Origin of the sequence: Aquabacterium sp. (assembly GCF_036279675.1) — a bacterium.
Classification (GTDB): domain Bacteria; phylum Pseudomonadota; class Gammaproteobacteria; order Burkholderiales; family Burkholderiaceae_C; genus Aquabacterium.
The window spans coordinates 1-7,338 of record NZ_DASUIS010000042.1 but is presented as its reverse complement, the minus strand read 5'-3'; the positions used below and the strand labels follow the sequence as shown (position 1 = coordinate 7,338).

Genomic DNA, 7,338 nt, shown 5'->3' with positions numbered 1-7,338 from the left:
GACATGCACCACTCGGTCACCTCGATCAGGTTGTCCGAATAGACATTGCGCAGCCGCGACAGCGACAGCGCCAGGCGGTCCTTGTCCAGCCGCTGCGGCGCGTCGTTGGGTGGATAGCCCTGCATGCAGGCGTAGATGCAGGCGCCGATCGCATAGATGTCGGTCCAGGGCCCCAGCGAGCCGTCGCGGCGGTACATCTCGGGGGCGGCAAAACCTGGCGTGTACATCGGGCGGATGAAGTTGCCTTCCTTGCTCAGCACCTCGCGGGCGGCGCCGAAGTCCAGCAGCACGGCCTTGTTGTCGTTGGTGATGAAGATGTTGGCCGGCTTGATGTCCAGGTGCAGCATCTTGTGCTGGTGCACGATGCGCAAGCCGCGCAGGATCTCATCGAACAGGGAGCGGATGGTGGATTCGCGGAAGACCTTGTCGCGCTTGAGATCGCGTGCGGTGACGATGAAATCCTGCAGGGTATCCCCTTGCAGGTAGTTCATCACCATGTAGACGGTTTCGTTCTCGCGGAAGAAATTCAGCACCGACACCACACTGGGGTGGGCGATTTGCGCCAGCGAGCGGCCTTCTTCAAAAAAACTTTTGAGGCCGAGACGATAGAGGGGCTGCTTGTCGGGTTTGACGCGCGGAATCAGCTCCCCGGGGGCACGTTCTGCCAGGGAGGCGGGCAAATATTCTTTGAGAGCGACCAACCGTTTGTCGGGGTCTTCGCAAAGGTAAACCACCCCAAAACCGCCTGCGGCGAGCTTCTTGACGACTTGGTAGCCGCCCACGACGGTGCCCGAAGGCAACGGGGCAGGTTTCGGCTTTGACATAATCGAGTTTTGTCTGGTGTCAAGTAACCATGTCAGTCTACTCCATGACCGGCTTTGCCAGCGCGGTTGCGTCGGCTCCCGACCACGTCAGTGAAAATACCGATGAGGGGGATTCGTCCACTTCGTCACGCCCGGGCTCGGGCAAGAGCGCATCGGGCGGCGTGGGGGCCGAACTGCGCTCCGTCAACAGCCGCTTCCTGGATCTGAGTTTCAAGCTGGCCGACGAGTTCCGTGCCCTCGAGCCCGCCTTGCGTGACTTGCTCACGGCTTCGTTCAAGCGTGGCAAGATCGAGTTGCGCATGCAGCCCCAGCGGGCGGCTGATGCCGGCTGGCCCGCGCCTCAACCTGACCAGCTCCATACCCTGGCGCGCCTGGAAGGCACGGTGCAGAACTGGCTGCCCAAGGCCACGCCCTTGTCCGTCAACGAGATCCTGAACTGGTGTCGTGCCGCGGCGCCCTCTGTCAAACTGGAAGACGCCGCCATGGAGGCTGCCCGCCAGGCCATCGAGGCGCTGAAAGAGGCGCGTCAGCGTGAAGGTGTCCGCCTGGTGGGCATCCTCAAGGACAAGCTCAAGGGCTTGCAGGCCCTGGCCGAGCAGGCCACGCCCCTGGTGCCGCTGGCTGTGCAGCGCCAGCAGGAACGTTTTGTCCAGAAATACCAGGAAGCCTTGCAGGCGGTGGGCGGCAATGTGACGCCGGAAGCCGCCCAGGAGCGTGCGCTCAACGAAGCCGCGGCCTATGCCTTGCGCATCGACGTGGATGAGGAACTGCAGCGCCTGAAGGCTCACCTGGATGAAATTTCCCGCCTGTTGAAAAAGGGTGGCGAAGTGGGCAAGCGCCTGGATTTCCTGATTCAGGAGCTCCACCGCGAGGCCAATACGCTGGGCTCCAAGGCCGCGGCGCTCGAATTGACGCAGATTTCGGTTGAAATGAAGGTTTTGATCGAGCAGATGCGCGAACAGGTTCAGAACATCGAATGACTGCCGATAACACGCCCCAAACCTCCCTTGTGTCTGCTGACGCTGCGTCGGCCTGCTCTGGAGACAACGTCATGGACTATCCCGGCAACCTGTTCGTGGTGTCTGCACCCAGCGGCACCGGCAAATCCAGCCTCGTCAAGGCCTTGCTGGAGCTGGATTCCCGGCTGCAAGTGTCGGTCTCGCACACGACGCGGGCGCCGCGCGGCCAGGAGCAGCAAGGGCGCGAATACCACTTCACCAGCAAGGAAGAATTCCTGGCCATGGTGGAGCGTGGTGACTTCTTCGAGCACGCCGAGGTGCACGGCAACCACTACGGAACCTCGCGCCACGCGATCGAAGACCGCATCAAGAACGGCGAAGATGTGGTGCTGGAGATCGACTGGCAGGGCGCCTTGCAGATCAAGAAGATCTTCCCCAATGCCATCCTGATCTTCATCCTGCCCCCCAGCTACGAGGAGCTGCTGCAGCGCCTCAACCGCCGTGGCGAGGACAGCGCCGAGACCATCGAATTGCGCATGGCGAACGCCCGGATCGAGGTTGGGCAGGCCCAATTCTTCGATTTCATCGTCGTCAATGCACTTTTTGAGTCCGCTTTGTTCGATTTGAAAGCCATTGTTCACTCACAGCGGTTAAAATATGCGGCTCAGCGCCGGAACAAGTCTGCCGTGTTCCGTGCTCTCAATCTGGTCTGACCCCCGTCTGACCAGACCCTTGGATACCTACCCGGAGCGTTCACATGGCCCGCATCACCGTTGAAGATTGCCTGCAAAAGATCCCCAACCGCTTCCAGTTGGTGCTCGCTGCAACCTACCGTGCTCGCATGCTGAGCCAAGGCCACACGCCCAAGATCGAATCGCGCAACAAGCCCGGCGTGACCGCCCTGCGCGAAATCGCCGCCGGCCAGGTTGGCCTGGAAATGCTGCGCAAGGTCCCGACCTGATCGATCAGATCGGTGGCGCCTGCGGGCGCTGATGCCCCTCGATGACTGTCGACGGCATCAAACTTGCAAAAAAAGGCCCGTCTCGAACGGGCCTTTGCTATTTCCCTGATTGATTCAGGTCTCACATGGCCAAACACAATCACGCTACAGTCAACACATGACCCTGGCCCATGATGCAGCAGCGGCTTCCTTTGCCGCATTGACCCACAAACTCGACTACCTGGACGAGGCGGACATCCGCCGCGTTCGCGACGCCTACCGCTTTGCCGACGAGGCGCACCTGGGCCAGTTCCGTGCCAGCGGCGAGCCCTACATCACCCACCCCATCGCCGTGGCCGGCCTGTGTGCCGACTGGAAGCTCGACGCCCAGGCCATCATGGCAGCGCTCATGCACGATGCGATGGAAGACTGCGGCGTCACCAAGATCGAGCTGATCGAGCGTTTTGGTGCGCCCACGGCCGAAATCGTGGACGGCCTCACCAAGCTGGACAAGTTGCAGTTCTCGACCAAGGAAGAGTCTCAGGCCGAGTCCTTCCGCAAGATGCTGCTGGCCATGGCGCGCGACGTGCGCGTCATCCTGATCAAGCTGGCCGACCGCCTGCACAACATGCGCACGATGGACGCGATGGTGTCGCACAAACGTGCCCGCATCGCCCGTGAGACGCTGGACATCTATGTGCCCATCGCGCACCGCCTGGGCCTGAACCAGACCTACCGCGAGCTGCAGGAGCTGTCCTTCCAGTACATCAACCCCTGGCGGCACTCGGTGCTGTCCAAGGCCGTCAAGAAGACGCGTGGCAACCGCCGCGATCTGGTGGACCGCATCCGCAAGGAAGTGGAAGAAGCCTTCCATGACGCGGACATGCAGGTCGAGGTCTATGGCCGCGAGAAAACCATCTTCTCGATCTACAACAAGATGATCGAAAAGCACCTGAGCTTTGCGCAGGTGAGCGACATCTTCGGCTTTCGCATCGTCGCGCGCGAGCTGCTCGATTGCTACCGCGCCCTGGGCGTGCTGCACCAGCTCTACAAGCCGCTGCCGGGCCGCTTCAAGGACTACATCGCGATCCCCAAGGCCAACGGCTATCAGTCGCTGCACACCACGTTGGTGAACCCGGTGGGCACGGCCGTGGAGTTCCAGATCCGCTCGCAGGCCATGCACGCGGTGGCCGAAAAGGGCATCGCCGCGCACTGGATGTACAAGGAACAGGATGCGGCCGATGACGCCTCGCCGCAGCAGGCCGCCGTGTGGCTGCAGTCGCTGATCGACATCCAGCATGAAACGCGCGATTCGGCCGAGTTCCTGGAGCACCTCAAGATTGACCTGTTCCCCGAGTCGGTCTATGTGCTGACACCCAAGTCGCGCATCGTGGCCTTGCCCAAGGGTGCCACGTTGGTGGACTTTGCCTACGCCATCCACTCCGGCGTGGGCGATCGCTGCGTGTCGGCCAAGGTCAATGGCGAGCCCGTGGCCTTGCGCACCGAATTGCGCAGCGGCGATGTGGTCGAGATCATCACGGCAGCGAGCGCCAAGCCCAACCCGAGCTGGTTGAACTTCGTGCGCACGGGCCGGGCTCGCTCCAAGATCCGCCACTACCTGAAGAACATGGAGGCTGAAGAGTCTCTGGAACTCGGTGAGAAGTTGCTGGGCCAGGCGCTGCGCGCAGAAGGCCTGACCTTGCCTGCGGGCGACGAGAACAGCGAAGGCGCTGCAGGCCAGCTGTGGCAAGGCTTGACCCGTTGGGGTGGCAACCGCAGCCGCGACGAACTGCTGGCCGACATCGGCCTGGGCCGCAAGATCGCCACCATGGTGGCCAAGCGCCTGGCGCAACTGATGGCCGAGACCGGCGCCAAGCCGGATGCCCTGACGCTGACCCTGGGGCGTTTCTCGGACGAAACCCCCTCGCATGGCTCGGTCATCATCGATGGCAGCGAAGGCGCGACGGTGCAATTGGCACCTTGCTGCTGCCCGGTGCCTGGCGACCCGATCGCGGGCTACCTGGGCCGTGGCGAAGGCCTGGTGGTGCACACGCAGTCCTGCGGTGTGGGCAAGCGCCTGTTCGAGCGCGACAGCGAGCGCTGGATTGACGTGAGCTGGTCGGATGAGCCCGCCCGCCTGTTCGAGACGGCGGTCAAGGTGCTGGTGGCCAACGGCAAGGGCGTGCTGGCCCAGGTGGCCGCCGCCATCAGCAGCGCCGAAACCGACATCACCCACATCGAGATGGGTGACGAGCGCCTGGGCGAGACGGCCGAACTGAAGCTCACGCTGTCCGTGCGCGATGCCGAGCACCTGGCCGACGTGATCCGCACGCTCAAGCGTTGCCCTGTGGTGCTCAAGGCGGAACGCTTCAGTCAATAAGTCCTCAGTGGCTGGTTTCCGGTGCCGGATACTGCACCTTGATGACTTCCAGTCGCTCCAGGCCGCCTGGCGTCATCAACTGCACTTCGTCGCCCTCGCGGGCCTTGAGCAGGGCGCGCGCGATGGGTGACACCCAGCTGACCTCACCCTTGAGGTTGTCTACCTCGTCGATGCCCTTGATCGTGATCGTGCGCGAGACGCCCGCCAGGTTCTCGTAGGTCACGGTGGCGCCGAAGAACACCTGATCATGCCCATGGTGCAGGCTGGGATCGGCCACTTCAGCGATGTCCAGCCGTTTGGTCAGGAAGCGGATGCGGCGGTCGATCTCGCGCAGGCGCTTCTTGCCGTAGATGTAGTCGCCATTTTCGGAGCGGTCGCCATTGGAGGCGGCCCAGTGCACGATCTCCACGATCTTGGGCCGTTCGATGTCGATCAGGTTGAGCAACTCCGTGCGCAGGCGCTGGTAGCCCTGCGGCGTGATGTAGTTCTTGCCGCCAGCAGGCAGCGGGGGCAGCGACAGTTCGTCGTCATCGTCCCCGTCGGGTTCCTTGGTGAAGGCTTTGTTCATGGAACACGATTGTGCCCAATTCGCAGGCGGACCCAAAGCGCCACTTCTTCACGCAGGCACCTTCTTTGTGCATGAGAAAGCGCACCGCAAGGCTTTTGAACTCGCAAAAATGAAATCACTGCCGATAAGGACGGTATCTCAATTGCCAAGTGGCGAGTGTTTGAAAGGCGCGAGATGTCTCAAGTCATCCCTCTGGGCCCCGCGGCCCGCATGCTGACTACCCGTGAAGCAGCCCTGCGCCTGGGCGTTTCACTGCGCACGGTTCAACTGTGGGTGGAGGCCGATATCCTGCCCGCTGCCCGCACGCCCGGTGGTCATCGACGGATTCCCTACAACGCGGTGGAAGCACTGGCCTTGAGTACCGGCCTGGGCGGCGAAACCATGCCGCGCAGTGCCATGACACGCCCGCATGCCCACGCCATGCTGGACGCCGTGCCCATGGCGACACCGATCGAGCCCGCCCATGGCGCGACGCCCATGGACGTGTTGCTGGTGGCCGATGACCAGGACTGGCAGGTGCGATGCGCACAGGCCATGCAGCCCTATGGCGCTGCCGTGAACCTGCGTTTCGCCGAAACCGGCTACCTGGCCTTGCTGCAGATCGGCCAGAAAGTGCCTGATCTGCTGATCACGAATCTGGAGTTGCCCGGCATGGACGGCATGGCCATGCTGCGTACGCTGGAGCGTTGTGAATCGATTGCCAACATGCGCATTCTGGTGCTCACCGAATGCAGTGAACATGATCTGGCCAGACGCGGCGGCTTGCCCAAGTCTGCCGAAATCATGACCTTGCCCGTCACCGCTGAAGCGGTGGCCGTTCGCGTTGGACGATGGTTGTTGGGGCAACGCGTCTCATGAGTTAGGAGTTCATCATGAACGAGGCTTTCCGTCTGCTGTTCGACCAGGTCAAGAGTGGCGTGGTGTGGGTTCAGCGTGATGGCGTGGTGCGTTACGCCAACAAGGCCGCCGTTCAGATGACGCCCGTGATGCTCGGTCGGCCCATGATGGACCCCGTGGCCGAGCGCACCGTGCAGGCTGCATCACAAGGCATGCTCAAGCTGCCCTTCGCCTTCGAGTTGACCACGCAGGAAGCCCATCCTGACGCCATTCGTGCCGTTGTGATCGACGCACCTGTGGGTCATGACCTGATGGTGGTGCTCAACAATGTGTCGCAAGAGCGCTGGTATTCGCAGGCGCTGGAAAACCTCATCGGCTACATCGAAGCCGAGATGGCTCAGCCCATCGACATGCTCTACCAGAAGCTGCCCAGGACAGCGCAACTGGTGCAGCAGCAAGGGGCCGCCGTGGACCTCAAGTCACTGGTCCAGGAGGCCGCCGCACTGTCCATCAAGCTGGGCAAGCTGCGCGATCTGGTATCGGTCTTTGGCGAAAGTGCGATCCAGCGTGATGAACGGATCATGGTGACCGAGTTGATCCACAAGGCCATGGCGGAGGTGATGCCGCAGGCCAAGGCGCGCAACATCACTTTGAGCCTGGCCGACCCTGAGCAGGAGATGCCAGCGGTTTATGGCAGTTCGCACTGGCTGGGCAAGGCCATGTCGGAATACCTGGAGCAATCCATACGCAGTGCGCAGTCAGGCGGGCTCATCGAACTGAGTGTGCAGACCGTGGGCTCGCATGTGATGGTCCGGGCTCGCAACCAGGGC

At 62.3% G+C, this 7,338-nt stretch carries 8 protein-coding genes; 6 read left to right on the top strand and 2 right to left on the bottom strand.

All coding sequences use genetic code 11. From position 1 onward, the window contains the following. Positions 1 to 824, bottom strand: an 824-nt coding sequence (locus VFW93_RS04805; RefSeq protein ID WP_329692847.1) for a serine/threonine-protein kinase, incomplete at its 3' end; no start/stop codon positions are given. 29 nt (positions 825 to 853) lie between these two features. Between VFW93_RS04805 and VFW93_RS04800 the strand changes: the two genes are divergently transcribed. The 4 genes from VFW93_RS04800 (at position 854) to VFW93_RS04785 (ending at position 5,103) form a co-directional block, all read left to right on the top strand. Then, the gene (locus tag VFW93_RS04800; protein ID WP_329692846.1) at positions 854 to 1,804 is read left to right on the top strand and encodes a YicC/YloC family endoribonuclease; all 951 of its coding nucleotides are present in this window, start codon (positions 854 to 856) and stop codon (positions 1,802 to 1,804) included. 71 nt (positions 1,805 to 1,875) lie between these two features. Beyond that, positions 1,876 to 2,496 (top strand): guanylate kinase, encoded by a 621-nt coding sequence (gene gmk, locus VFW93_RS04795; RefSeq protein WP_329692845.1) that lies wholly within the window; start codon positions 1,876 to 1,878, stop codon positions 2,494 to 2,496. A gap of 44 nt (positions 2,497 to 2,540) precedes the next feature. Beyond that, positions 2,541 to 2,744 carry a DNA-directed RNA polymerase subunit omega gene (gene rpoZ / locus VFW93_RS04790; RefSeq protein ID WP_035039139.1) on the top strand — a complete coding sequence of 68 codons (204 nt, stop codon included), beginning with the start codon at positions 2,541 to 2,543 and terminating at the stop codon, positions 2,742 to 2,744. Between the two features lie 157 nt (positions 2,745 to 2,901). After that, positions 2,902 to 5,103, top strand: coding sequence for a bifunctional (p)ppGpp synthetase/guanosine-3',5'-bis(diphosphate) 3'-pyrophosphohydrolase (locus VFW93_RS04785; RefSeq protein ID WP_329692844.1), 2,202 nt, complete (start codon positions 2,902 to 2,904; stop codon positions 5,101 to 5,103). 4 nt (positions 5,104 to 5,107) lie between these two features. Here VFW93_RS04785 and greB read toward each other — a convergent pair whose 3' ends face one another. After that, positions 5,108 to 5,671, bottom strand: coding sequence for a transcription elongation factor GreB (greB, locus tag VFW93_RS04780; protein WP_329692843.1), 564 nt, complete (start codon positions 5,669 to 5,671; stop codon positions 5,108 to 5,110). Between the two features lie 174 nt (positions 5,672 to 5,845). Here greB and VFW93_RS04775 point away from each other — a divergent pair, with 174 nt between their 5' ends. Together VFW93_RS04775 and VFW93_RS04770 are read left to right on the top strand one after the other, a co-directional pair. Continuing rightward, complete coding sequence (locus tag VFW93_RS04775; protein WP_329692842.1) at positions 5,846 to 6,529, top strand: excisionase family DNA-binding protein; 684 nt, start codon at positions 5,846 to 5,848, stop codon at positions 6,527 to 6,529. Between the two features lie 14 nt (positions 6,530 to 6,543). After that, positions 6,544 to 7,338: hypothetical protein (locus tag VFW93_RS04770; RefSeq protein ID WP_329692841.1), on the top strand; the 795-nt coding region annotated here is incomplete at its 3' end.

Coding starts and splice junctions, on each gene's coding strand:
- VFW93_RS04785 (WP_329692844.1), top strand. CDS start 2,902: ATGACCCTGGCCCATGATGCAGCAGCGGCTTCCTTTGCCGCATTGACC.
- rpoZ (WP_035039139.1), top strand. CDS start 2,541: ATGGCCCGCATCACCGTTGAAGATTGCCTGCAAAAGATCCCCAACCGC.
- gmk (WP_329692845.1), top strand. CDS start 1,876: ATGGACTATCCCGGCAACCTGTTCGTGGTGTCTGCACCCAGCGGCACC.
- greB (WP_329692843.1), bottom strand. CDS start 5,671: ATGAACAAAGCCTTCACCAAGGAACCCGACGGGGACGATGACGACGAA.
- VFW93_RS04800 (WP_329692846.1), top strand. CDS start 854: ATGTCAGTCTACTCCATGACCGGCTTTGCCAGCGCGGTTGCGTCGGCT.
- VFW93_RS04775 (WP_329692842.1), top strand. CDS start 5,846: ATGTCTCAAGTCATCCCTCTGGGCCCCGCGGCCCGCATGCTGACTACC.